The organism is Planctomycetaceae bacterium, from assembly GCA_041398825.1.
Taxonomy (GTDB): Bacteria; Planctomycetota; Planctomycetia; order Planctomycetales; family Planctomycetaceae; genus F1-80-MAGs062.
Map to the genome: position 1 here is coordinate 480,956 of JAWKTX010000001.1, position 24,095 is coordinate 505,050.

Consider the following 24,095-nt stretch of genomic DNA (forward strand, 5'->3'; position numbering starts at 1 on the left):
GACCTGTTTGAATCTACGAACGCCCTTCCAGGTTCATCAACAGGATGATCGTGGAAGGGTTTTTTCATGCCCGGAAAGTGCTCACCATGCCCACCGCTCCTTTTGCCTTCGAACCAATGTTTGATCTGGGGACCGATGATACGCAGTATCGGCTCCTGACGCGTGATCATGTTTCCGTCAAGTCGTTTGATGGCAACGATGTCCTCTGTGTGAAGCCGGAGGCGCTGACATTGCTGAGTTCTCAGGCCTTTCACGATATCAACTTTTTTCTCCGGCCCGCCCACCTGCGACAGGTTGCTGCCATCCTGGACGATCCGGAGGCCTCAGAAAACGACCGCATGGTGGCGCTGACGCTGCTGAAAAATTGCGACGTGGCCAGCGCGGGAGTTTTGCCGATCTGCCAGGACACCGGGACAGCGATCGTCCTGGGGAAAAAAGGCAATTCAGTTTGGTCCACGGGAGATGAAGAGGCTCTCTCACGCGGCATCTACAATGCCTATACCGAAAACAATCTTCGGTATTCGCAGAATGCTCCACTCACAATGTGGGATGAAAAGAACACCAATACCAACCTGCCTGCTCAGCTTGATCTGATGGCTTGTGATGGTGACGAATACAAGTTTCTGTTCATCTCAAAAGGGGGAGGCAGCGCGAACAAGTCGTACCTCTATCAGGAGACACGAGCTGTTCTGAATCCGAAATCACTCGTCGATTATCTGACCTCGAAAATGGTGACACTTGGTACCGCGGCCTGCCCTCCCTATCACCTGACATTCGTGATCGGCGGAACATCGGCAGAAGCTACGATGAAGACGGTAAAGCTGGCGTCAACAAAGTACTACGACCACCTGCCAACCACGGGGAGTCCACTTGGCCGAGCCTTTCGCGACGTTGAACTGGAAGAGCAAATGCTGGAGGCCGCTCGCAACTGTGGCATCGGCGCGCAGTTTGGAGGGAAGTATTTTGCACTGGATGTTCGAGTCATTCGATTGCCCCGACATGGAGCGTCGTTGCCGATTGGAATTGGTGTGTCGTGCAGCGCGGATCGTCAGGCAAAGGCGAAGATCACAAAGGAAGGAGTCTTTCTGGAACAACTGGAATTCAATCCGCTTCAGTACATCCCGGAAGATCTGCGGCATCGCAAGGATGACAGTGCTGTGAAGATTGACTTGAATCGTCCTATGTCAGAAATCCTGGAAGAATTAGACAGGTATCCTGTGACGACTCGTCTGTTGATGTCTGGTCCCATCATTGTTGCACGCGACATCGCCCATGCGAAACTGCGTGAACGGCTTGAGTCGGGGCAACCTCTGCCCGACTATTTCAGGAATCATCCGGTGTACTATGCAGGGCCTGCCAAGAAACCGGTTGGTTACGCAAGTGGGTCCTTCGGCCCGACGACTGCGGGGCGTATGGATTCCTACGTCGATTTGTTCCAGTCCGCTGGTGGCAGCATGGTGATGATCGCTAAAGGAAACCGAGGCAAGCAGGTTACGGAAGCCTGCCATCGTCATGGTGGGTTTTACCTGGGAAGTATTGGAGGGCCGGCTGCAATTCTGGCCAAGGAGAATATCCGCGACGTTCAGGTCGTTGAATTCGAAGAGCTCGGAATGGAAGCGATCTGGAAGATCGAAGTTGTCGACTTTCCGGCCTTCATTCTGGTTGACAACAAAGGAAATGATTTCTTCGAAACGGTCGGCGGCGGCGGTTGCAGTCATTAAGAAACCGGAACGGTCGATCATCCTGAGTTCAGTACAGTCGCATGAAAATTCTGACTGCACGAAGCATGGATGCCTGAATGTATCCTCTGATTCTGAGGCCCCTCGGTTACTTCATCCGAATCGTTCGGCAGCTGGTTTCTGAGTGTTTTCGGTTGATCGTGTGTATGGGAACCCACACTTCAACCGGGCCAGGAATCCAGCTGTGAAATCGACAGAGCAAAGGTTGTCCGGTATGCCGTTCATCAACATCAACGATTTCCAGGCCGTTGAACCTGTCCCGGGGTGTCGCTTGAGAACTCCGTATGGCGAAAACCTGATGCTGTCTTATCTGGAAATGGATGAAGGCGCGGAGATACCTTTACACCATCATCCACACGAACAGGGCGGAATTCTGTTAAAGGGACGGATGCAGTTGACAATCGGCGAGGAAACTCGAATCTGTGAGGCGGGCTCGATGTTTATCATCCCGCCGAATGTACCACACCGCGCTGTAGCAGTGGATGGCCCCGCTGTTGTCATGGACGTTTTCAGTCCGGTTCGGGAAGACTACGCCGAATTGATGAACCGTTACATTCCGCCTGTCGGAGAAGACCACGTATGAACCAATCGTATCAGGGCGTGCCGCTGAAGCGACTGTTGATCATTGTCTTGTCATGCCTTCAGCCGATCGTATGCACGACATCGGCTCAGGATCTGGAAAACGCAACGCCGCTACTCACTTCGCATTGCGCTGATTGTCACAACGCAGTATCTCATGAAGGCGGGCTCGACTTGTCGTCCCTGTCACATGATCTTACTGATCCTGGTATTCTGGCGCGATGGGTTCGTATTCACGATCGCATTTCAAACGGTGAGATGCCCCCCGCTGACGCGAACACGATGACCGAGAATCAGCGGGCACGACTGCTCAGCACACTGACCACTACCATCACCCGCGCGCATGACTCCGGTAAAGGTACAGTGCTGCGACGTCTCAATCGTCGTGAATATGAAAATACGATGAACGACTTGTTTGGGACAAACCTGCAACTGCAGGAACTTCTCCCGGAAGACGGACGTTCCCACGGCTTTGATACGATCGGCGAAGCACTGAGCATCAGCGCGGTACAGATGCAGCGATACCTGGAGGCGGCTGAAGCTGTGATCGACGCTGCCATCGTCAGTACGATCGCAAAACCTCAGAACACCACGACCAGTTCCAGTTACGCCGATACCCGCGGCGGTGAGAATTTCCTGGGTAAGAACTGGCTGCAGCTGGACGATGGCGCCGTCGTTTTCTTCAGACAATGGGGCTACCCGACAGGCATGCTGCGGGAAACCAATGTCCGGACGGCAGGCCGATACAGGATCCGGGTCAACGGATACGCCTATCAATCAGATGTACCAGTGACTTTTTCAATCTCCGGCACAACCTTTCAACGGGGGGTTGAACAACCGAACTGGGGTTACTACTCAATGCCTGTTGGCAACGACTCCAGCGTTCACACCGTGGAAATTGAAACGTGGATCGAATCAAATTACATGGTTCGCATAGAACCCTGGGGCATCGACGATGCGTATGAAATCAAGAACAAAGGCATTGAGAATTATCGTGGTCCGGGCCTTGCCATCAAATCCATTGAAGTCGAAGGCCCGCTGATCGACGAATGGCCTTTACGCGGCCACAAGCTGTTGTTTGACGGGCTGGATCGTCAGGAAGTAATGCCTCGCAATCCACGTGATCGGGAACGTTCTTACTACAAACCCACTTTTGCTCTGATGCTCAACGATGCCGGGCCGCAGGTCACTTCTGCTCTGAAACGTGTGGCCACCGCAGCGTTCCGCAGAGACGTCAATGATGCCGAAGTTAAGCCATTTGTTGAACTGTTTCTGGCTCAGCAGGAAGACGGTATTTCGGCCGAGGAGGCCTATCGCGCGGCTGTGGTCGCCATTTTTTGTTCGCCCGATTTTCTGTTTCTGAAAGAACCGGCACGACAGCTAAACGATCATCAGCTGGCCAGTCGCCTGTCCTACGCTCTTACCAGGACGTCTCCCGATACCGAATTGTCGGCTGCCGCCGATCAGCAACGGCTTTGCAATGATCCGGCTGCTCTGCGGATCCACGCAAGCCGATTCATGCAGTCCACTCATTTTGATCGTTTCGTGACGGACTTCACGGATTCGTGGCTGAATCTGCGGGAAATTGAATTCACTAATCCCGACAAGGCGTTGTTCCCGGAGTTCGATGAATATCTGCAGCATTCAATGGTTCAGGAAACACGAGCCTTCCTGAAAGAAATCGTAACTCGCGATTTGCCGGTGACCAGTATTGTGAAGTCCGACTTTGCGATGCTGAACGAACGACTGGCAGAACACTATGGAATCGTAGACGTCGATGGCCCGCAGTTGCGCGTCGTGCCATTACCAGAGCATGCTGTTCGAGGCGGCTTTCTCACGCAGGGAGCGGTACTGAAAGTTTCCGCCAACGGCAATCATACGTCTCCGGTTGTTCGGGGCGTGTTCGTGATGGAACGCATTCTGGGCCAAAAGGTGCCACCTCCACCTCCCGGAGTTCCCGGAGTCGAGCCGGATATCCGCGGAGCGACAACACTGCGGGAACTGCTCGACAAACACCGAAACGTCGACTCATGCCGCAGCTGTCACCAAATGATTGACCCACCGGGATTTGCTCTGGAGAGTTTTGATCCGGTTGGATTGTATCGTGATCGTTTCCGCAGTCTTGGCGAAGGAGAACGAGTGGTCCGTCGCATCAACGGAAACAACGTTCGTTACAAATTGGGACCTTCGGTGGATGCGACCGGGGCTCTGCCCGACGGCCGTACCTTTGACAGCTACGTACAGTTTCGCGAATTGTTAGCTTCTGACCCCCATCGCCTGGCGAAAGCGTTCGTGACGACATTTCTTACGTTTTCCACGGGGCGCGAAATGGGATTTTCTGACAGGGCAGAGATCGAGCGAATTACCAGTTCCACGGCATCGGTGAACTACGGTATCCGCAGCCTGATACTGGCGTCGTTGGACAGCTCGATTTTCAGACGGAAATGAAGGTCGTCGGCCACCCGGGATGAATGGGTGACGTTTTCTGTCGGACAGCGGCCATCAGCCGAATTTGTGGTTCCGTCCCAGACGTTGAAGTGCGTTTCCCGACGGATGCATGGCATCGACGCCCCTCACCGAAATACAGAACCATTCTTCAATTCCTGTTTGGGCGGCGATCCTTTTTCTCTGCCCTGGCGCCGTGCGAAAACTACGTAAGTCCCGGTGCAAGATTCAGGGTTTGCCTGCCAATCGGTTCTTTCCAGAAAATTACAACGAGAAAGCCCAGCCGATTCGATGAATGGCCGGGCGTCACGGTGGTCTTTGGATACTGCACTTTTTGACCTGTGCTTAGTAGAAATATGACATTTCAATACCGTTGAGACGTTCGCTGCCAGTCGTTCCAACGTGTCGCCAGTACGAGTCATCGAGGCCACTCCCACTGAAATGGACGTGGTTGACACTGCCACGCACTCGGTCCAGCCGACATCCGATGCCACTGCTGGCCACTCTCAGTCTACTGTTCGCATGAGGCATATAGACATGCGTCAGATAGATGTGGGTTAGTTCGTCATTTGTGATAAATGTGCAGTCACCCTCCACATTCACGTTATCGAAGTCAACGTGAGTAAAATTCCCGGGTGTGCTGTATTTATCATCTTCCATTGCAAAGTCACCGAAGTCAGCATCTTCTACGACAACCACATCACCAAGACCGTTACTCAATCCATCGTTGCCTTCCAGTCGAAGTTCAACGGAATCAGCCGAAATGCCCGACAGCTTGATCTGATCATCACCTGAGGAACCGACGACGGAAATCATGTTCGTGATTGCGTTCATAATCTGGACATCGGCCCGACCGCCTTCACTTCTGCAGTTGACCGAAACGACATCGGTGCCAGTCAGGTGGACCTTATTCTGAATACTCCCTGTGCTGGCAAAGTCAAAAGAGCCGATCAGACTGTTCAGTGTCGACACATAGTTATAGTTGAAGGATTGTCCCGCGATGTTGTCGCCCGAGCAGGTGATGTCCACGATACCGGCCTGAACCTGAATCATATTGAAGTACCGAGGCGCGTCGCAGTTTCCGACCTGAATTTCCGTCGCAGTGACATTAGACATCACAATGTTCCCGGATTGAGTTCCGTTCGCGTCAATGCTGAGTAGTCCGGTGATCGCCGAGTTGCGGACGCTGATGTTGTCGCAGATCCCATTTCGCGGTCGTCCGAGGCCTGAGTCGATTGTCAGAGAATCGATTTCAATACCATCAATTTCGATGATGTCCAGACCCTGACCAGATTGAACGATCAGAGCAGTCACCCTGCGGAATTCATAATCAATTCCGGTTCCGTTCGAAAGGAAATCAATCGCCAGATACCCCGGTTGACCTCCTGAAATATGAATTTCATCACTGGACCGTTCGCCATTGACGTGGACCGTACCACTGTTGTCCTGGTAGGACGTCTGCGCGTGCACTTCGCTCATGAAAAACACTGCGGCCATTGCTGCCAACATCATTGAGGGCGTTGTCATTTTCATCGGATTCTCCTGTTTCATTTGGGTATGCCTCGGTTGCCTCAGAACCTAGTGCGACATGCGAAACCCAATTGCGCAATCTTTTTGGCGAAAAGTTGCATCTGCAGAATAGATCCTGATCCTGAAGGCCAATTGCCTGATCAGAATTTAAGGAAGAAAATGTTCTATTGATGGTGGAATGGTGGCAGGATTGAAGAGTGTCTTCATTGCAGCCGGAATCGTCCGGCAGGCGAATCGAACCTGAAATTCATGCGGATCCGTTCTGTTGCACTGGTGCCCCGTCGCGCGAGATTCGCCATGAAACAGACAGGCCCCCTCGCGTTTCAGTTGGGGGCCCAGCGACGTTGAGTCCGTAGAAATCAAGCAGTGATGGACGCAAACAATCCTGGGGCGCTGGTGATCTCAGGATTCATATCCGAGTTCATCGGCAAGCCAGGCACGGGCGTAGGCCCATACCTGGTTCGCCTTTCTTGGTGAGATCTCCATTGCTCTGGCGGAGTCTTCAATCGTGAAACCTGCAAAATAACGAAGGTTGACCAGTTGGGCCGCTTGCGGGTTCACCTGCTTCAATCGCTCCAGAGCTTCATCGATGGCCAGTACCTGATCTGACTTGATTGGAGCTTCAATTGTAGATTCGTGGAGAACCTGCCGTTTCTGTTGACCACCCCGCTTCTGCCGCGACTTTGCTCGGGCAATTTCCACCAGAATTCGTCGCATCGATTCTGCTGCGGCAGCAAAGAAGTGCCCTCGATGGGACCATTGCTGCTCATTGCCTGATCCGACCAGACGGAGGTAAGCTTCATGAACAAGCGCCGTTGCCTGTATTGTGGCCCCTGGAGGTTCCTGCGACATCTTTTGAGCCGCAATCGCTCTGAGTTCCTTATAAACCAGCGGCAACAGCTGGTCAGACGCATTCGCGGCCCCGGCTTCTATGTTTGCCAGCATTTTGGTTATGTCGAGCATCCCGTAACACTACACTTAATGAGGCTGTGTTCAACGCCACTCCATTCTCGGAAGCAAAAAAAGTCGTTTTCCGTGCGTGAAAACTGACAACGCGTCGCACTTGTCTTTTGCGTTCTGTGCCGAGAGACAAGGACTGATTTTCGACAAATTCCCGGACTCAGTGGATGCCCGAAATGAACGAAGAACAAATCTTCACGGAAGCTCTGGAACTGGAGAACCCTGAAGAGAGAGCCGAATTCCTGCAGCGAGTCTGTAGTGACGAATCGGCTCGTCGGCGAGTCGAGCGGCTGCTGAAATTTCATCGTGCGGATGACCTGCCGGTGGATTCACCGGCTGCCGGAGCGATCAGCGAACTCCGCTTGCCCGAAAATGAAGCCATCGTAGGTGAGTACATCGGCCCGTATCGTCTACTGGAGCAAATTGGCGAAGGTGGCATGGGAGCGGTCTATCTGGCTGAACAAAAATCTCCCGTCAAACGCAAAGTCGCGGTCAAAGTCATCAAACCAGGAATGGATTCGAGGCAGGTGATTGCTCGATTCGAATCTGAACGCCAGGCACTGGCGATGATGGAACATTCGAACATTGCACATGTGCTGGACGTTGGTGAAACCGAACAGGGACGCCCATATTTTGTGATGGAGCTCGTTCGCGGTGTTCCGATTACCGAGTTCTGCGAACGTCAGGACACCACCATCCGCGATCGGCTGAAGCTGTTCACTGAAGTTTGTCTCGCGGTACAGCATTCACACTCCAAGGGCATCATTCACCGTGACATCAAGCCATCGAATGTTCTGGTGACACTGCATGATGGGCAGCCGGTTGTGAAGATGATTGACTTTGGAGTTGCCAAGGCTCTGAATTCACAACTGACAGATCGAACGCTGTTCACGAATCATGCTCAAATGATCGGGACTCCGTTGTACATGAGCCCTGAACAGGCCGAAATGAGCGGACTTGGTGTTGACACTCGCACCGACATTTATGCCCTGGGCGTGTTGCTGTACGAATTACTGACTGGATCGACCCCGTTCGACGAAGAGCGTCTGAAACGAGTCGGCTTCGATGAAATGAGACGAATTATTCGGGAAGAAGAACCTCCACGACCAAGCATGCGAGTGAGTACTGCAGGCAGAGATCGCGAGACAATCAGCGATAAACGCGTCCTGAATTTAAAACGTACCGGAGAACTTCTGAAAGGCGAGCTTGACTGGATTGCCATCAAGGCTCTGGAAAAAAATCGTTCCCGCCGGTATCAGACGGCTCAGGAATTCGCCGAGGATATTCGTCGCTACCTGGCCAATGAACCGGTCAACGCATGCCCCCCGTCGAATACCTACCGACTTCGAAAACTTCTGGCAAGGCATCGTTCGATAGCCATCACCGCCGGGATCGCGGGCCTGCTGCTTGTCAGCGCAACAGCGATTTCAACGGCCTTTGCGTTCGAGGCATCCCGCGCCCGTCAACTCATGTCCGACGCGAAGGACTCGGCAGAACTCAAGGCGACCATTGCAAGTGCTATCAGCCATTTTCTTCGCGACGATCTGCTCCGCTCATCACTATCGGAGGGTGCGGATCGCAGCATCAGTTTACGTGAAGCCCTGGACAAAGCCTCCGTTGCCATTGAAGGTCGATATGCTGATCAGCCACTTGTCGAAGCCGAAATTCGATCGACGCTTGGGCTTGCGTACAACGCGCTTGGCGAACAGCGAGCAGCCATGCGACACATGGATCGTGTCTTTCAGCTTCAGTCCTCCCATTTGGGGGAGCTCCACCGAGATACCCTGAAGGCTATGTTCCATAAGGGTAACATTCTTGCGTCGTACGACCGTACCTCTGACTTGACGCTCAAAGAACGTTCGGCAAGAGCTGCGCAGCAACTGGAAGCCACTCTGAAGCTGCAGCGGGAGGCTCTGGGAGAGTCAGATCCCGATACGCTCACGACCATGGGGCACCTGGCGTTGTGTTTTAGTCGTTCGGGACGGTTCGCCGATGCTCAACTGATGTTCGATCGGGCGAATGCGGGCTTCACCCAGGCGACTGCTCCGAACGACCATCGAGCCATGGATTGTCTGGAACAAACGGTTGCCTTCCTGAAAGCCCATGGCGAAACAGAACAGGCACACAAAGTACAGCTTACCATTGATGAGCGGCGACACCGACGTTCAACAAAGGAAACGGATGAACTGCAGAAGGCCGTTGAGGCGTGTCGTGAACAGGTTGCTTCAAGAGTACGAGCGCTGGGCAGTCGAGCCCCCCAGACCATGGAGGCGTGTATCCGTCTGTCAGAGACACTGTTGAAATGTCGACGCGGGGAAGAAGCCGAAGAAATCCTGCTCAACGTACTCAGAACACAGGAAAATGACCTGGGGCAGGAGGACGAATTGACCGTGCAGACGCGCAGGAAACTGGGGTGTCTGTATCTTGAACTGTCTCAGCTGGATAAGTCTGCGGAATACTTTACGTCTGTTCTGGATCAGGCAGATGTTGATGCGACCACAATTCAGAGTCTTAAGTTCATTGCGGAAACTCGGAAGTTTCAACAGCGGTTCTCGGATGCGGCCCGGCTGCATGGGATCATTGCGGAAACGGAATCGCGACTCTACGGCTCCGACGACCCTCGAGCAGTTCGTTCACTCAGAGACGAAGGCGCAACCTACGCTTTAATGCATGACATGGAACAGTTACAGCGCGTCACCACGGAGATTCTGCAATGCGTTGGAGCAGAGCATCCGGACGCTGTCTTCTGCCAGTTGGCTCTGGGGGCCGAATACCTTTCGCAGGGGAATCTTGAGTCTGCTGAGGAGGTCTTTGGAGCGGTTTTTTTTCGGTCGACGGATACTGTCGACGGGGATGATCCACTGACGCTGGTTGCAGGCAGCAAACTGGCCGTTGTTTATCAGCAACTTGGAAAGACCGTCGAAGCCGAAACGCTGAGTCGGGACATGTTAAAGAGGGTTGAGTCTGCATTTGGTCCGGTCCATGTCCACACATTCATTGCTGTTTGCCAGCTGGCCTCTGTTTGCATTGATTCAATGCGGCTTGAGGAGGCTTCGGATCTCTGTATTCGCGCTTCAGGAATCCAGCCCCAGCTGGTTTCACAGACTCATCAGAAAGTTTCCAACCTGAAAACACTGGCTGAGGTCTTTGAAAAACTCCGTCTCGCGGGGGGCGCTGACAGGGCCGAATACCTGAACGTCGCCAATCGACTGGTGAATGAGGCCAGGGGGGCTGGTGAAACGGAATTGGCGCAAACCTGGTCAAAAATGCTGGATGCCACGTTTCCCGAATAAGCGCATTGTTTCCGCTGTTTCTGTCGGAAACTTACTGAAAGAGCCAGTGCATCCACTTCTTGCTTTTTTTTCGAAGCCAATTGCAATCGGAGGGAGTCATCTGGGGCAGCATGGTTCGATAGACGCCAATCGGTGAAAGATGGTGGCGGAGCTATGTCGACGGCACCACGTCCTGAGTCAGTTTGCTCTGTCGATATCCAATAGTGACTTGAAGAATCGGGATGCGGTCCCGTCGCACTCCCGGTGACATTCTCCCTATGAGACTGGCTTTGTCGAATGTTGTCGAAAAGCGGATCGATAGGCCGTCGGAGTTCGGCCGGTGATTCTCAGGAAGTGAATTCGCAGCAACTGGGCGGAAGCGAACCCAGATCGTGCGGCGATTTGATCAACGCTCAGTGAGGTTGTTTCCAGCAGGCGTTGAGCCAGTTTGATGCGTTCAAAGGCCAGCCACTTCGCGGGCGTCGTGCCGGTCTGGTCTCGAAATCGACGCGCGAAGGTGCGGCTGCTCATGCTGGCTCTGTCGGCCATTGATTCGATAGAGTGTTCGTCCGACAAATGCATTAAAAGCCACTGCTGCAACGACGCAAGGCGAGTGTCCTCGCACTTTGTAACGGGTCGATCAATAAATTGAGCCTGTCCGCCATCGCGATGAGGAGGAACGACCAAACGGCGAGCCACCTTGTTGGCGATCTCCGCCCCGAAGTCTCGACGGACCAGATGCAGACACAAATCAATTCCGGCAGCGCTGCCGGCGGCAGTTAAAATATTTCCGCCATCGATGTACAGAACCTTTGGGTCCACTTGAGTGTCGGGGTAGTCACGTTGAAGTCGATCGGCGTAACGCCAGTGCGTTGTTGCGGAACGACCGTCCAGCAATCCAGCCGCCGCCAACACAAACGCCCCGGAACACAACGACATGATTCTTGCTCCTCGATCATGGGCACGGCGGAGGGAGCGAAGCAGAGTTTCAGGAGGCCGTTCGTTGATGTCTCGCCAGCCGGGGATGATGATCGTTCCGGCATTGCCGAGCGTCTTCAGTCCCTTGTCGATCTGCAGTGAGATTCCGGCCAGAGTTCTGATTGGGCCTGATTCTGCGGTACATGTCGTGAAGTGATACCACGGACTGATATCGGGCCGCGGCAGACCGAACACTTCCACGGCGATTCCGAATTCGAAAAAGGCGATTCGATCATATGCGACTGCCACGACATTGAGGTTCTTCGGCGACATGGCAGTATTTTATCGTAAGTTGTCTTTTATGCCACTCGATTCTCTTCAGCGTTCTCGTGAAACTCCACGCGACAGTTCTTTCAGGGAGAAAACACGATATGCGAATTAAATCACAAGTGACGGCGATCGACGCAGCCACACCGGAAACTGCGCTGGCTCATTTCCAGACAAGGATGACGTTCGAAACTGATTGCTGGGACGTTCACCATTCGATCGAAAACGATGTTGCGAATTTTGTACTGCTGGATGTGCGATCCGAAAGTTTGTTCAACGCCGGGCACGTTCCCACCGCCGTTCATCTGGCTCATTCTCAGATTCGAACCGAGACGCTTCCTCCCTTGCCAGCCGGCGGAATTTACGTTGTGTACTGTGCAGGACCACACTGCAACGGAGCCAACAAGGCGGCCATCAGAATCGCTCTGCTGGGCCTGCCAGTCAAGGAAATGATCGGCGGTATCGAAGGCTGGAAGGACGAAGGCTTTGAACTTGTTTCCGACTAAAAACGTTTCATCAGGTGCCTGCAAAAAGAAAGAAGAGAATTCATATGACACAACTCAGAAATTCTGTATTGCTTGATCAGGCGAGTCGATGCGTCGCTCACGAACATGATCCGTCACAGGGATTGGTGCAACCCATTTACACGTCGACGTCGTATCATTATCTGGACGAAGCGGCTCAGCCTTACCCTCGCTACTTTAACACGCCAAATCAGGAGTCCGTCTCCAGAAAGATTGCAGCGATCGAAAATGCCGAGGCGGCTATCGTGTTCAATTCGGGAATGGCGGCGATCAGCACCTGCGTGTTGTCGCTGGTGAGGCCCGGTGATCATCTTCTGATGCTGCGAGGCTTATACGGCGGAACGCATTCGTTTCTGGTCAGCGAATTGACGAAGTGGGGAGTTGACTTTGACTTTGCTGCCAACATCGAAGAATTCGCCACAAAGTGTCGTCCGAATACGGTGCTGGCCTACATCGAGTCTCCGACAAACCCGTGCCTTGACATTCTTGATCTGCGCGCAATGGTGCAGTTTGCTCGTGATGCAGGAGTGCTGACGGTCATCGACAACACATTCGCATCGCCGATCAACCAGAATCCAATCGACTTTGGCATTGATCTGGTCGTGCACAGCGGAACAAAGTATCTCGGCGGGCACAGCGATCTCACAAGCGGCGCGGTTGTTGGCAGCAGGAATTTGCTCGACCGCGTTGCTGAGCAGGCAAGAAAATTTGGCGGCGCACTCAATCCGCAGGATTGTCACTTGCTGGAGCGAAGTCTCAAGACGCTGGACGTTCGAGTGACTCGTCAAAACGAGAACGCGATGGCTGTTGCCACGTTTCTGCAATCGCATCATGCAGTCACAAGGATCTTGTATCCCGGTCTCAGTTCACACCCGGAACACGCGCTTGCCAAAACGCAGATGCGAGGTTTTGGCGGAATGATGGCCTTTGAACTGCATCCTAATCAGCCGATTCGTGAGTTTCTGACCAGGCTGAAACTGATTACACCTGCGATGAGCCTGGGCGGCGTGGAATCGATTATCAGTATTCCAGCATTGACTTCACACAAATACGTCAGTGAAGACGACCGCCGGCAAAGTGGTGTGACTCCCAACTTGTTGCGACTATCGATTGGAATCGAAAGTCCGCGTGACCTGATAGCGGATCTCGATCAGGCAATCGAAAAGTCTTCGCAAGATGCCAGCTAAACGGAGCGTGATATGAAAACCAGCATCGTTGATTCGTTCACGAATGTACCGTTCAAGGGGAATCCGGCGGGCGTTTGTCAGGTGGACAGAGAGCTGACCGATGAGGTGATGTTGTTGATCGCTCAGGAACTTGGACTTTCGGAGACCGTGTTTGTCAGACCAGTCGATGCTGACCGATTTTCGGTCCGCTTCTTTTCGCCCAAAATGGAGATTCCATTGTGCGGACACGCAACCCTGGCCGCGGCGAAGGTCGTTTTATCTGATTCGGCTCCGACCGAAATCTGTTTTTTGACTCAACAGGGGCTAAGTCTGCGAGTTTCTCGGCAAGGCGATTGGCTTCGCATGGAATTTCCGGTCTACCAAACTCAGCCTGCCGATGCGCCTTCACAACTGCTTGCCGCACTCGGGCTGGATCAGATTCTCGCATCTGCGTTTAATCAGGAGACGCAGATCCTGATGCTGGAGATCGAATCAACAGAAGTGCTGGCCAATCTTCAGCCCGACTTCGCGGCATTGCAGGCTTCCCATGATGGCATTAACGGGGTGTTGGTGACTGCGGCCGCTGTGAATGGGCCCTACGACTTTCATTCGCGTTATTTCTGGCCATGGAGTGGAACCAACGAAGATCCTGTCACCGGCGGAACACACACGTTCCTCGCTCCCTATTGGGCCAGGCGACTTGGCAAGTCGAAGCTGAATTCGTTTCAGGCGTCGAAACGAACCGGTTTCATGACGGTAGAATTGTTGAGCGACACATTGCTATCCATCACTGGTCAGGCTGTGATCGTGATGTCTGGTCAACTCACGGTGATGTGAAGCCATGAAGTTTGTCGAGGCGCGATCAGGGTCTTGCCTGGTTTTGCGTGAATCTTCGGATCTGTGGTAACCGCCGTCGCAAGGCGGGGAACGCAACGAAAGGCATTGCAATGCTCCGGCAGAGATGGCCAGATCCGCTGAGGGCGGGGAATTCTTTGAATGAGTGAGGTTTGGTAGACTCCGGAAAACTTACATGCCGCTATACCGCGTGGACAAGAAGTTGCTTCGGCAACAAAAAGGGACGCAATGTTCGCGAACTGTGGTCCGCGAACTGTGGTGCGTGAATCGCCTTCGGTGCTCCGCTTGAACAGGTGTTCGTAGAGATGAATTCAACATTTCAGTTTCGCCTGCTCACCGCTGCCGTGATTTGCTTCAGTGGAATACATTTATCCGCCGAGGACGCTGACCAGTTGACCATTGTTACGTTTGGCGATTCCACAACGGCAGTTCGAGGTGAGCTAAAGATCTACGCGAACGTTCTGCAGGACGAACTTCCCAAAGATGGGCTGGCTGTTCGAGTGATCAATGCGGGCGTCGGTGGTCATCACACCGACAATGCGCGCAAGCGATTTGAGAACGATGTGCTGTCGCAGAAACCGAATATCGTGGTTATTCAATTTGGAATCAACGACGCTGCCGTTGATGTCTGGAAGGATCCACCGGCGACTGAATCACGGGTTTCTCTCACCGATTATGAAAAGAACCTGCGGCACTTTGTTCGGACGCTGGTTGACCGCCGGACGCGTGTTGTGTTGATGACTCCCAATCCTCTGCGCTGGACGCCGAAGATGCGAGAAATGTATGGCAAGCCGCCGTACCTGCCCAACAACGTGGACGGATTCAATGTCAAACTGGCCAGCTATGCCGAAGCAGTGCGTCAGGTGGCCCGCACAGAAGGCGTACCTCTGATTGACGTCTATCAACGCTTCGAAGAGTTTGGAACGATCGATGGACAGAGCGTCGATGATTTGTTGCTGGACGGCATTCACCCCAACGAAAAGGGACACCGTCTGGTTGCTGACCTGTTGAAGGAAGTTCTGCTGAAGACCGAACAGACAGATTTGCCAGCCTCTTCGGCAACCACAGAAACCAACGACGTGAAGATCTTGGAGAACCCCGCCGGGTCCAGCTTCACGACAACCAACCCGGAAACGACCAGCATTCGTTTCGAAGACTACGTGTCCAATCCACCGCCCGGTCATCGCGAACCGATACAAGGTTGGGTCCGCGAGTTTCCCGTTCCGTTTACCGGGCTGATCACTCCACATGTTGCGAATACAACGGTGTTGCCGCTGCCGGACGCTGTTGGACTGTTGATCGAAAGTTCCAGTGACACCGTCGGTTTCTACGACCCCAGTTCGCAGGTTGACTGTGCAGACGCCCGGGCCGACAGGCTGATCTTTCGATTTGTTGATCCGGCAAATCCACGACGTGCGGCGACGGTTTCGCGAGTTGCCTTTCGACTCACCGGAACGTCGGTGTTGAACAACCGGGTTCGTTACAGCATATTCGATCTTTCCGGAAAGCTGGTGGCGTCCGGCAATGCCAAACCGAATCCGGCGACGCGTCGTGCTGAGTCGGAGGTTGACTGCACATCATTGCTGAATGGTCAGGCTCATTCCGCAATCCACAAGCTTGTCGTCGAACATTCCGGGCCGGGCTACTTTGTCGTGGGTGGAGTCCTGCATTCGGAACAGGCCGACGTGAACTTCGAAGGCTTCGAAGTCAGCAACCAGAACGTGAGTCGTCCGTTTGGCGAACAGATTCCCATGCCGCATTCAGACCAGTGGCAGAATGTCGCGAAGGCGGAACTGATCACCGACATGACTCGCTGCATGCCTGCTGAAGCGTTATCGACAAAACGCGAACATGCCAGGTGGAAAGTGTTCGAATACGAGACCGCAGAATTTTCCGGCAAGTGCCTTTCGGTCGGACGCGAATCGTCTGCGCCCGATGTGACGCTGCGACTCAATAAGCAGGGCTGGCACGCGGTCTATATCGGGCTCAGCACAATTACGGATCTGGTGCGGCCTGACAGGAACAAAGTCGAAGCAAAATTCACTCAGGACACAGCCTACACGCGACTCAGCAACCGCCTGGATCTTGCTTCTCCGCGTCGTGACGTTTTGGAAGATGTTTTTCTGGGTGTCGCAGACCTCAGCCACAACGATCTGAGTTTTTCCACCGTCTACCAGATGCCTGCGAGAATTCATTATGTCAAGACGATTCCGCTGACGGATTCCGAAGTCGCTGCTGTGCTGGCCGATCGGCAACAGAAGGTGACAAAGACGTCCGTGGCGACGTTCGATGGGTTTACATGGATTCATCCGTTCCGGCCGCAGAATCGAGCGGACCTGGCGGCTACGTTTGCGGCGTATCGCGACAGCGACTTCAAGACGTGGTGGTTTCAGGTGGGCGGAGCCGATCTGGTGCATCATCCGTCCAAAGTTGGCAATCTGATGGGCGGGCATCTGGATACGTTTCCTCGGTCGGTCGATCGTGAATACGTGGAATCCGTGCGGCATCTGCACGCGAACGGAATTGATCCGTTGCAGGTGGCCATTGATGAAGCTCATGCTCAGGACGCGGAGATTCTGATCTGCCTGCGTGCCGCTGGCTGGAAAGGTGCGCCGCCGTGGGAAGAATTCTTCATGAGTAACTTCTACGAAGCTCACCCGGAATGGCGATGCATCGACCATGACGGCACACCAACCATGCACCTGAGTTACGCGGCTGAAGAGGTTCAGGAGCATCTGATTGACGTCTACCGTGAAGTCCTGCAGCGACATCCGGATGGTGCAGGATTTATGTTTCACCGAGGCATGCCCATGATGCTGTGGGAGGAACCATTCTGCCGACGCTTCATCGAAAGATTTGGCGAAGATCCTCGCAATCTGGCCGAAGACGACCCTCGCGTGTTTCAGATGCGAGCCGAAATCGTGACCGGTTTCCTGCGGAAAGTTCGGGCCGTACTGGATGAGACCTCAAATCAGCAAGGCGATTCGGGACGCCGGTTAAAACTGGCCGTGACAACGTTTGCCACTCAGGCGGACAACCAGCGATTCGGGCTGGACGTTGAAACATGGATCCAGGAAAAGCTGATCGATCAGATCGGCATTGCCTGGTTCGCTCACTACACCAGCGGTCTGGAGAAAAAATCCGGTGACACCCGCTACTATTCGCGAATCACCGAAGGGACGGACGTAAAGGTCTTTCCATTCTATGTCGGCTGGAAAATGACCGACGCCGTCGATCTGCTGAACGAAGTGGCTCAGGACTATGATAACGGTGCGGATGGCATCGCAGTGTGGGACCCGAATCAGTTTGAGAAATGGGAACACGGCAAACATCCGTACTGGCCATTGCTGTCCCGTCTGGGCCATCAGGACGAAGTTCGAGACGGTTCACTGTTGTACAAGCCTTTGGCCACGCCTTTGACTCGTCTGGGAGACAATCACTTCAGCCGCTGGTATCCGAACACAGGATTCTGAAGCGTAATCACTCCCCAACGTGTGGCCGTGGCTTTTGATTCGCTTCACCCGTGTCCGAGAGAAAAGGTTGTTTGCGACCAGCTACGTCCCGCGTTTGCGGCCCATATTCCCGGCCCATGTGCATCAGCGTGTTTTCCCTTGAGGCGACTGAGCCTTTTGTCGTCAGGTTATCGCAGATGATGCAGTCCATTTGAGCAAATGAACTTCGCCTGCGAGCCAGTCCCGTTTTTCAACAGGCGGTTTGGTTAGAATTCTTCGTCAACAACTTCCCTGCCTGCAAAGCTCAACAGAGCGTTCAGGGTTTTGGTTGAGATTGTTCGTGGGATAAGGCGGGCCGATCCGTCAGCAAAACAACAGTGAAAGCCGGATTCCTTCTCCGAAATGATTGACGCAAGAGGATCAGTTGGATCGATGGTCAGGTCTTCGGGTTTTGTCCAAATGACAGCCTGCTCAGACGTCGTTTGAACCAGCATCAGTGTGTTGGAGGTGCCGTCAATCATGTTGCCGATGGCTACCCCCGGGCCGCGGTGGCCAAACAGGCTGTCTTGAGTCAGTGGTGCAACAAACCGCGTCAGACCCTTCTCGCTCTGTTCGTCGGAGACTGCCGGATCATTCCGAAAGACGGCAGGCATCAATGGAATGAGCTTCTTGTTGTGTTCACTGTCCCACGGTTCATTCAGTCTGAATTTTTCATACAGCTCGAGTTCATCCAGATACGGCAGTACCAGCACTCGCCAGCTCAATAATCGATTTCCGTTTTCGTCTGACAACGACTGTGGCGGAAAGGAGTTGTGTGATGCATGGAAGTTGTGCATCGCAAGGGCCAATTGTTTGAGAGAATTCATGACACGGCTGCTTGTCGCTCGAATCCGGGCCGGGGTTGCCAGCTTTTGGAGGCTTGCGAGCACTTCGTTGGCGGGATTGGAATCGCCGTACTTCAGCGCAGCTGAATTGCCCTCGGCCATCAGTCGCAAAGGTGCGGCATCCGATTTCAGTTCTTCAGCTATCAGACGGTTCGCCATGTCGGTGATCAAGGCGGCATCCTCTGAAGAATCCGTCATGATCCTGAATTGACCGGACGTTGGCGGCAGGTCCGTTGACCACGTGACAGCCTTCAGATGACTGAGCAGGTCAATAGCGTCCTGCGCATGAACATCGCGTCCCTTTAATAGTTCAGGCAGAGCAGCGCCAAGAGGGCTGAGCATGGACGACGAGAGTCGCACTGCAAGTCCATGCGGTTGCCGCAAAGCATTAACATGCGCCAAAAACTCTTTGTCGGCCGGGTTTTTTTCGCGCTGCTTCAGTTCCTGAACTCTGGCGGCGTCACCGAACAATACGGCGCTACCATCCACCACGGCAGTCACCTGTTCCGCTACGATGATATCAAGGGCCAGTCGAATGGAATCGGCTTTCGATTGCTCCAACGGAACAATAAAAGCACCGGGTCCTGCGCTAAGGTCTGACAGATCTCCAGACCAGTAGATTCGACGCACGCCCAGTTGAACCAACACTTCATGTGCAGAGGACAGGTGCAACAATGCGTCGGCAGAGATTTCGTGACGCTGGGCGAAATCTGCCAGGCTTTTCAGATCAACTTGTGAAATATCAACCCAGCCGATGATCGTCGTCTGTGCGTTGATATAGTTCTCGATCGGGGCCGTATGTGATGATGTTGGCTCATCGGCATTCGCGGACGAATTCCCGAGTAGAGCCAACCCAAGCAAACAACAGCCTGCAACAAGCTGTCGCCAGTGGCGGTGTTGATGTGAGTGCGTGTTTCGTGTGCGATGGGCATGAATTGGTTTCAGGGGACGGCCGGGCATATGGATTTCTCCAGAACGAGGGATTGAAGGAACGAAGGATGCTGCTGACCCATAGTCGAATCAGAACTGCACTTTCAGGATTTGCAGTGCTTTCCACGTCGCAGGTCCGGCGGCTTTGAGCGTGACGATTCTGTGTCCGTCTTTCTCCGTTACGGAATATTCAAACGGCCGATTTGTATAGGGATCCAGCATCGCAGGGACCGGGGCAAGTTCCTCCAGTGTTGCTGGCAGTTGTCCATCATGTGTGGCGGCATGCATGCGAAGAGCTTCCAGCGTCATTAGTCGATCGAAACCCAGAGTGCAGCGCAGGCCGGCTTCCTGACCCTGAATTACCGACGGGAAAAGAAGTCCGGCAAGTATTCCGGAGACAGAAGTGAGCTGATGTTCTCGAAGCCACGTCTGAAACTGTTTCTGTTGCTGAATGCCCAATTGCATCGCCATGGCGGGCGGCAGCAACTGGGCTTTGCCTGCTTCATCGCCCAGTCGATGAACTTCGTGGTGCGTGTCCAGCAGCAGAATCTGTAGTTGTGGCATTTGATTCAGCTGTGAAGCGGGAAAGCCGCTTTGCAAGAGGCGTTGACGTGCGTTTTCCGTCTGAGTGGCTCCGATGACGGCCATTGCGAGCAGCGAATCGCTGCTATCGCCCCAGGAGAGTTTCTGAATTCCTTCTGTCAGGCTTCTCCATTTTTCGTCGGCGGTTTGCTGCGACCAAATGCCCTGCGTGGACTCCTCGAGCATAGGGAACACCTGAGCCAGATTGTGCAGCTCCCACTGGATCGAATCCGAAACCGAAATCAGCGGACGTGGTATGGATGCGAGCGCCCAATAGAGATTTGGACAGCCTTCCGTCTGGATCAGAAGAGTGATTTCGTCACGCATCATGCCTGCGACGGCAATGCCGACCAGTTGCTGGATCAGCCCTTCTCCCTGCCCAACGAATTCGGCCAGGCGAATGCCATCGCTAATCGACGCGACGGCTCCGTCGAAGTCTCGTTGCTGCCGCTGATGCCGAATCTGAAGCTTCAGAAGTCGGGCCAGTGTTCGGGCCTCCTGCACATCAGGGAGCAGGTATTCATAAACTGCAGCGCCACGGATGTCCCGAAGGCGATGGTCGAATGTAAAGTCTTCCGAAATCGCCATTGCGTGCAATTCGGCAAAGACACTGGCAAGACCACCTACCGCATCGCCCAGTTCTTTGTCAGAAGGTGACTTGCCATTTCCGTTGTCAGTCTGCCATTCTTCGGACTGCCATAACTTCCTCGCTTCTGCCGGGATCTGGTTGGCCAGCAGCATGGCCCGCGAAAAATGCAGCACGGCCTGGTCTGGTTTTCGTTGCCATTTGGGCGGGTAGAACTTCAGCCGCAAGGCGGGTGAAGGTTCGGCTGCTGGCTGTACAGAAATTGTTGGGGGTTCTTTCTGCTGTTGTTTCTGCACCGATTGTGCCTGCAAACTTTCCAGCGTCATGGTGGAACCCAGTGGCTCGGCATCGTCGCCTTTCAGGTCGGCAGGCCTGGCAGATTCCTGAAAATTGCCTGACGAGGATGCGAGCAGGAATGATTGTTCCTCGGCAATCAGACCTTGTGTGCCGCAGGCCTGCAGCGTGAGAAGTACGGCAGCTGCCGACACGATAAAGTGTGGTGAACGCATGACATGTTCCTGCGAAAAAGGATCGCGATTCGATTTAGCTGACGGTCATTATTCAGGTAAGTGCAGAAGAACGGGTCTGGTAAAGAAACAAAGACACGGTTGTGTCCAACCTGCGTCGAAACGCATCTTTCCGGGCAATGGACCGGCTGATGGCCGTCCACTAAAGCCAGTCCTCCGCGACTGCCTGCGTAAAGGGAACGGCTCGCAAAGGGGTTTGTTCGATGCCTTGGTTGTCAGATACCAGTGGCTGGATCGCATCTGCGGAGCTGCCAGAATGCGTGACTGAAGATGCGGTCAGTGCCCACTGAACGCGAGCCGCCACACTCAGTACGTCCGTCATCGACGACATGCCGGTTTGAGATTGAAGAATGCCTTTCTGCATATCTGCGGCGGCGAGCTCTTCGGCGATTGTTTGTTCTGATTCAGGCTTTCGGACAGCTGATGTCACATCTGCTGCCGGCAAATTGCTGGATGGCGATTCGGTATCGGCGCTGCCAGAGAAGATTGGCTCTGATCCGGAATAAGCATCTCCCGACGTGACAATCGAAGTGATGTTTTGCGGAGAACCAGTCTTCCAGGAATGCATTGCTCCCGTGATGACCAGCCCCAACAAAACACCAGTCGTGAACACTGTGGAAGTTCGAGCCGCGAGTCGAATTTGAGTCAGAAAGGGGCGTGATCGTACGACGGCTGCCGTCGGGGTCTGTGCTGACCGGCCCTGCGCTTCCGCGGCCTGCCATCCTGCCTGATAGAACATTTCGTACAGATTGTTGTTCACAGCCGTCGGCTGCATGTCTCGCAGTTGTCGTTCAAAAACGGAATCTGTGTTCCCGTCGGACGATTCGTTTGTCATGTTTCGGTTCCTTGCGTTTCGCCGTACTGAATTGGACAGCGGCAGTTTCGCTCTCCTGAAGTGTGAAAGTCCTGGTCGCTCGACCTGTGCGTCCTGCTCAGGTCATCCGAGATATCAGCGAGTGACTTCCTCAAAAACGGCACTTGTCACAAAGTGAGCTGACTCTTTGAGATGCTGTGTGGTTGCTCAGCAAAAATCGCTGCATCAACCTGAGTAAGCCCCTCCCCTGCTCTCCCGAACGCTTCGGTTCATAAGATAACCGAACCTGCAACCACTCCACGAAACAAAGCTCATTGAAGAAACTGGTGATATCATGTGGTTCGTTCTGTTAATCCGATGCTGGCGATACCGTTTTCGATTGAAGTAGTAGTAGTCTCAGCCTTGCAAGACCGTGGTCATAGAGACGGTGGGCTTTCGAGTGAGAAATGTCGAAGGCTTCGCCGATCTGTCTGAATGTCATGTTGTTCCAGAGATGAGCGACGACCACATCACGGGTTTCATCATCCAGTTCCTGAAGAGCTGCCTGTAGTTGGTCGGTGTCAATGTCGTGGTTGTCGGCCGAATTCGCCGCCTCGAACCATTGAGCCATCTGTTGTGGTCCGGATAATGCTGCCTGCTGTTCGTGATTTGCCTGTCGTTGCTTCCTGCGAATTGTGTCGATTGCCAGATTGCGGACGACTCGCAGCAGCCATGCTTTGGGATGGTCAGGTCGCGGGTCTTGTGCTGCCAGCCGAATGAAGGCCTCCTGAACGCAGTCATCCGCCAGAGTTTCCGTCGCTCCTTTGCAATAACCGCGAGCCACCAGCAGCAGCGCAGCGGAATGTTCTGTCCAGAGTTGTTGGAGTTGCTGTGGCGAGATCACGTTTCTGGACGACCCTGTAATTTTGCTTGTGATTCGTTCTGCATTGAATGAGACGTCTGTGAGCAACGTTTGTCTCAGGAAAAATCCAGAATGATCCGATTCAGAAATTGACCGCTGTTTTAGATGGAGGGATGGCACCGATCGATGCAGCACTGGTATTTCGTGCAACGATCGCCCGAGGTTGCAGACCCGCGACAGCAACCCGAATCCGGCTTGCGCCATCAAAGATTCGATAACTTTCCGTGGTCCAAAGAATTAAGGTTCGCATGTGAAATTGGCAGACAAAGAACTTTGGATATCGCGGGTGAATAAACTGGATTGGCGCAGTTCTGTTACTGGAGGATACTGAATTGGGAAAGGATGATCCCTGAATGTATGAAACCTCCCTGAGTCTGCTCGAAAGTCTGCGTCATTCGCCTCAGGACGACGGCTGGAACCGTTTATCGGATCTCTATTCGCCTTTAATTCGGGCCTGGTTGCGAAGATACGACGTTCAGGACAGCGACCAACATGACCTCGTTCAGGAAGTCCTGCTGGCCGTGTCGAAGGATCTTTCCAGGTTCGAGCATCGGGGTCAGCCGGGGGCTTTTCGAGGATGGCTCAAGGCGATTCTGATCAACCGGTTGCGGAAATTCTGGCGAGCGCGGGACCGTCGCCCACAGGCACGCGGAGACTCGGATGTCGACGCCAGACTCGCTCAACTGGACGATCCGGCCAGCGAGATGAGCCAGATCTGGAATCGGGAACACGACCAGTACGTGCTCCGGCAGCTGATGGCCCTGGTTGAGCCTCATTTCGACCCGAAAACCTGGAAAGCATTTTGTCTGGTGTCGCTGGACGGGCTGAAAGCTGACGTCGCAGCCCAGGAACTGGGGATTTCCAGAAATGCAGTGATCGTTGCTAAGTGCCGTGTTCTGAAAAGGTTAAGGCAGGAATCCGAAGGGTTAGTCGAATCTTCTTCCGGTTTTCCAGCCAGGAACTGAAATGTTTGGTGGCGAGCGGGTCTTCATGAATATCCCGGAAGATCACTGGACTCGTGAGAGTTCAGTGGAATACCAACGCCGCCAGGAGTCTGGTGACTTTGGCTGACTCCCGAATCCAAAACCCACGACCCTTCGGACC

Annotated in this window: 16 protein-coding genes; 9 read left to right on the forward strand and 7 right to left on the reverse strand. The window is 53.7% G+C overall.

Annotated features, from left to right (window positions below):
- Positions 1-86 precede the first annotated feature (86 nt).
- The 3 genes from R3C20_01730 to R3C20_01740 all read left to right on the forward strand — a co-directional run bounded on the left by R3C20_01730 (position 87) and on the right by R3C20_01740 (position 4,766).
- On the forward strand, positions 87-1,721 hold the full coding sequence (locus tag R3C20_01730) for a fumarate hydratase (GenBank protein ID MEZ6039195.1): 1,635 nt from the start codon (positions 87-89) through the stop codon (positions 1,719-1,721).
- Positions 1,722-1,923: 202 nt separating this feature from the next.
- Positions 1,924-2,322: a cupin domain-containing protein gene (locus R3C20_01735; protein ID MEZ6039196.1), complete on the forward strand. Its 399-nt coding sequence runs from the start codon at positions 1,924-1,926 to the stop codon at positions 2,320-2,322.
- Positions 2,319-4,766 (forward strand): DUF1592 domain-containing protein, encoded by a 2,448-nt coding sequence (locus tag R3C20_01740; GenBank protein MEZ6039197.1) that lies wholly within the window; start codon positions 2,319-2,321, stop codon positions 4,764-4,766. The genes R3C20_01735 and R3C20_01740 overlap by 4 nt, the downstream gene beginning before the upstream one ends.
- Positions 4,767-5,108: 342 nt before the next feature.
- Here the strand turns inward: R3C20_01740 and R3C20_01745 are convergent, their stop codons facing one another.
- Together R3C20_01745 and R3C20_01750 are read right to left on the reverse strand one after the other, a co-directional pair.
- Positions 5,109-6,296 carry a hypothetical protein gene (locus tag R3C20_01745; GenBank protein MEZ6039198.1) on the reverse strand — a complete coding sequence of 396 codons (1,188 nt, stop codon included), beginning with the start codon at positions 6,294-6,296 and terminating at the stop codon, positions 5,109-5,111.
- Positions 6,297-6,695: 399 nt separating this feature from the next.
- Positions 6,696-7,256, reverse strand: coding sequence for a sigma-70 family RNA polymerase sigma factor (locus R3C20_01750; protein MEZ6039199.1), 561 nt, complete (start codon positions 7,254-7,256; stop codon positions 6,696-6,698).
- Between the two features lie 173 nt (positions 7,257-7,429).
- Between R3C20_01750 and R3C20_01755 the strand changes: the two genes are divergently transcribed.
- Entirely contained in the window at positions 7,430-10,546 is a 3,117-nt protein-coding gene (locus tag R3C20_01755; protein MEZ6039200.1) for a serine/threonine-protein kinase, read from the forward strand.
- A gap of 255 nt (positions 10,547-10,801) precedes the next feature.
- Here R3C20_01755 and ftrA read toward each other — a convergent pair whose 3' ends face one another.
- The gene (gene ftrA / locus R3C20_01760; protein ID MEZ6039201.1) at positions 10,802-11,776 is read right to left on the reverse strand and encodes a transcriptional regulator FtrA; all 975 of its coding nucleotides are present in this window, start codon (positions 11,774-11,776) and stop codon (positions 10,802-10,804) included.
- Between the two features lie 98 nt (positions 11,777-11,874).
- Between ftrA and R3C20_01765 the strand changes: the two genes are divergently transcribed.
- The 4 genes from R3C20_01765 to R3C20_01780 all read left to right on the forward strand — a co-directional run bounded on the left by R3C20_01765 (position 11,875) and on the right by R3C20_01780 (position 17,788).
- Positions 11,875-12,276, forward strand: a complete 402-nt coding sequence (locus R3C20_01765; GenBank protein MEZ6039202.1) for a rhodanese-like domain-containing protein — start codon at positions 11,875-11,877, stop codon at positions 12,274-12,276.
- A gap of 44 nt (positions 12,277-12,320) precedes the next feature.
- Positions 12,321-13,481: an aminotransferase class I/II-fold pyridoxal phosphate-dependent enzyme gene (locus R3C20_01770; protein ID MEZ6039203.1), complete on the forward strand. Its 1,161-nt coding sequence runs from the start codon at positions 12,321-12,323 to the stop codon at positions 13,479-13,481.
- A gap of 12 nt (positions 13,482-13,493) precedes the next feature.
- Positions 13,494-14,297, forward strand: coding sequence for a PhzF family phenazine biosynthesis protein (locus R3C20_01775; GenBank protein MEZ6039204.1), 804 nt, complete (start codon positions 13,494-13,496; stop codon positions 14,295-14,297).
- A 323-nt stretch (positions 14,298-14,620) separates the two neighbouring features.
- Positions 14,621-17,788 carry a GDSL-type esterase/lipase family protein gene (locus tag R3C20_01780; GenBank protein MEZ6039205.1) on the forward strand — a complete coding sequence of 1,056 codons (3,168 nt, stop codon included), beginning with the start codon at positions 14,621-14,623 and terminating at the stop codon, positions 17,786-17,788.
- A gap of 245 nt (positions 17,789-18,033) precedes the next feature.
- Here R3C20_01780 and R3C20_01785 read toward each other — a convergent pair whose 3' ends face one another.
- The 4 genes from R3C20_01785 to R3C20_01800 form a co-directional block, all read right to left on the reverse strand.
- Complete coding sequence (locus tag R3C20_01785) at positions 18,034-19,611, reverse strand: DUF1559 domain-containing protein (protein MEZ6039206.1); 1,578 nt, start codon at positions 19,609-19,611, stop codon at positions 18,034-18,036.
- Positions 19,612-19,671: 60 nt separating this feature from the next.
- On the reverse strand, positions 19,672-21,258 hold the full coding sequence (locus R3C20_01790) for a hypothetical protein (GenBank protein MEZ6039207.1): 1,587 nt from the start codon (positions 21,256-21,258) through the stop codon (positions 19,672-19,674).
- A 160-nt stretch (positions 21,259-21,418) separates the two neighbouring features.
- Positions 21,419-22,111: a hypothetical protein gene (locus R3C20_01795; GenBank protein MEZ6039208.1), complete on the reverse strand. Its 693-nt coding sequence runs from the start codon at positions 22,109-22,111 to the stop codon at positions 21,419-21,421.
- 328 nt (positions 22,112-22,439) lie between these two features.
- Positions 22,440-22,973, reverse strand: coding sequence for a sigma-70 family RNA polymerase sigma factor (locus R3C20_01800; GenBank protein ID MEZ6039209.1), 534 nt, complete (start codon positions 22,971-22,973; stop codon positions 22,440-22,442).
- Between the two features lie 371 nt (positions 22,974-23,344).
- On the opposite strand from R3C20_01800, the gene R3C20_01805 reads away from it, so the two are divergent.
- Complete coding sequence (locus tag R3C20_01805; protein MEZ6039210.1) at positions 23,345-23,956, forward strand: sigma-70 family RNA polymerase sigma factor; 612 nt, start codon at positions 23,345-23,347, stop codon at positions 23,954-23,956.
- The last annotated feature ends 139 nt before the right edge of the window (positions 23,957-24,095 follow it).

Coding starts and splice junctions, on each gene's coding strand:
- R3C20_01730 (MEZ6039195.1), top strand. CDS start 87: ATGCCCACCGCTCCTTTTGCCTTCGAACCAATGTTTGATCTGGGGACC.
- R3C20_01740 (MEZ6039197.1), top strand. CDS start 2,319: ATGAACCAATCGTATCAGGGCGTGCCGCTGAAGCGACTGTTGATCATT.
- R3C20_01745 (MEZ6039198.1), bottom strand. CDS start 6,296: ATGAAAATGACAACGCCCTCAATGATGTTGGCAGCAATGGCCGCAGTG.
- R3C20_01750 (MEZ6039199.1), bottom strand. CDS start 7,256: ATGCTCGACATAACCAAAATGCTGGCAAACATAGAAGCCGGGGCCGCG.
- R3C20_01755 (MEZ6039200.1), top strand. CDS start 7,430: ATGAACGAAGAACAAATCTTCACGGAAGCTCTGGAACTGGAGAACCCT.
- ftrA (MEZ6039201.1), bottom strand. CDS start 11,776: ATGTCGCCGAAGAACCTCAATGTCGTGGCAGTCGCATATGATCGAATC.
- R3C20_01765 (MEZ6039202.1), top strand. CDS start 11,875: ATGCGAATTAAATCACAAGTGACGGCGATCGACGCAGCCACACCGGAA.
- R3C20_01770 (MEZ6039203.1), top strand. CDS start 12,321: ATGACACAACTCAGAAATTCTGTATTGCTTGATCAGGCGAGTCGATGC.
- R3C20_01775 (MEZ6039204.1), top strand. CDS start 13,494: ATGAAAACCAGCATCGTTGATTCGTTCACGAATGTACCGTTCAAGGGG.
- R3C20_01780 (MEZ6039205.1), top strand. CDS start 14,621: ATGAATTCAACATTTCAGTTTCGCCTGCTCACCGCTGCCGTGATTTGC.
- R3C20_01785 (MEZ6039206.1), bottom strand. CDS start 19,611: ATGCCCGGCCGTCCCCTGAAACCAATTCATGCCCATCGCACACGAAAC.
- R3C20_01790 (MEZ6039207.1), bottom strand. CDS start 21,258: ATGCGTTCACCACACTTTATCGTGTCGGCAGCTGCCGTACTTCTCACG.
- R3C20_01795 (MEZ6039208.1), bottom strand. CDS start 22,111: ATGACAAACGAATCGTCCGACGGGAACACAGATTCCGTTTTTGAACGA.
- R3C20_01805 (MEZ6039210.1), top strand. CDS start 23,345: ATGTATGAAACCTCCCTGAGTCTGCTCGAAAGTCTGCGTCATTCGCCT.